Below are 1,415 nucleotides of genomic sequence, written 5' to 3'. Positions count from 1 at the left end.
CGTCCTCAATCGCCGGACGGGCTGGATACGCGGCCCGCACCGGACGTGCGGCGGGAGGGGGTCGGGGTCGCAGGAGGTGCGTGTCCGGACACTGAAGCGTGATTTGTGGCGCCGGGCCGCTCGTATCCCGCGACCGCGCGGGGGCGCCGTAAATCATGCCGTCCGGACATGTGCCTCCGGAGTGCCCCGGCCCCCGCACCCACCACCGCGCCCCCACGCCGTCAGGCGTGCACCGCACCGTCAGGCGCACCGCACCGTCAGGCGTGCACCGCACCGGCCACGCACCCTGGACCACGGCCCCCAGCCGGGAGGCTCACCGCAGGTGCGAGGCTCCGTTCAGGTCCAGGACCGCCCCCGACGACCACTCCGCTCCCGGCGACGCCAGCCACAGCACCGCCCCCGCGATCTCCTCCGCCGTGCCCACCCGGCCGAACGGGCTCTGCGCGCGGATCGCCTCGCCCTCCGGACCCGTCAGGCGGTGCGCGACGCGTTCCGTGCCGAAGAAGCCCGGGGCCACGGACGCCACGCCGATGCCGTACGGGGCCAGCGAGACGGCCAGGGACTGGCCCAGCGCGTGGACGGCCGCCTTGGTCGCGCCGTAGGCCGGATGGTCCGGCTCGCCCCGGAACGCGCCGCGTGAGCCGATGTTGACGATCCGGCCGCCCGTGCCCCGGTCGATCATGGACCGGGCGGCGCGATGGCTGAGCAGGGCCGTGCCCAGCAGATTGACCGATATATGGCGCTGCCAGGCCGCCGTCCACTCCTCGTACGACGTGGACGGCAGCGGGTGAGGTTCGTTCACCGCCGCGTTGTTGACCAGGACGTCGATCCCGCCGAGCGCCTCGGCCGCCTCGTCCGCGACGCGTGCGGCGCCCGCCGGGTCGGACAGGTCGCCGCCCAGCAGCGTGTGGCCCGTACCGGCCAGTGACTCCAAGGTCAGCCGGGCGTCGGCGGCGCGGCCTCCGTAGTGGACGGCGACCCGGTCGCCGTTGGCGGCGAAGGCTCGGGCGACGGCGCGGCCGAGACCTCGGGACGCGCCGCTGACGAGGACACGCCGGCCGGTGGCCGGGAGGCTCGCGGCCGGCACGTTCCCGGCCGGCGGGTCCGCGGCCGGGACGTTCGCGGCCGACGGGTTCGGCGTTGGCAGGTTCATGGAAGCGGGCCTTTCGATGTCGTCCGGCGTTCAACCGGCGTTCAGTCATGGGCGGCAGCGTCGGGAGCGTAGCCCTCCCCCTTTGTGCCCTTCAGGAGACCGCGATGTCGTTGACCCGCAGGGAATTCACCGGAAGATCCGCACTCACCGGGGCGGGCTTCGTCCTGACCGGCGCCGCCGGCGCGCTCGCCACCGCGCCCGGCGCCCTCGCCGCCGAGGACGTCCCCGAGGTGGCCAGCGGTCCCGCGCTGGAGCCGGGTTA

The 1,415-nt window shown here is 74.9% G+C and carries 1 protein-coding gene; it reads right to left on the bottom strand.

What is annotated here, in order from left to right:
* Positions 1–313: 313 nt before the first annotated feature.
* Complete coding sequence (locus BFF77_RS00200; protein WP_079124681.1) at positions 314–1,153, bottom strand: SDR family NAD(P)-dependent oxidoreductase; 840 nt, start codon at positions 1,151–1,153, stop codon at positions 314–316.
* Between the last annotated feature and the right edge of the window lie 262 nt (positions 1,154–1,415).

This window comes from Streptomyces lushanensis, assembly GCF_001700515.1.
Lineage (GTDB): Bacteria > Actinomycetota > Actinomycetes > Streptomycetales > Streptomycetaceae > Streptomyces > Streptomyces lushanensis.
The sequence above is the reverse complement of the archived record's forward strand: the minus strand, read 5'-3'. Positions and strand labels throughout refer to the sequence as shown.

Bases quoted from the DNA above. Each gene is read 5' to 3' on its own strand.
- BFF77_RS00200 (WP_079124681.1), bottom strand. From the start codon at position 1,153: ATGAACCTGCCAACGCCGAACCCGTCGGCCGCGAACGTCCCGGCCGCG.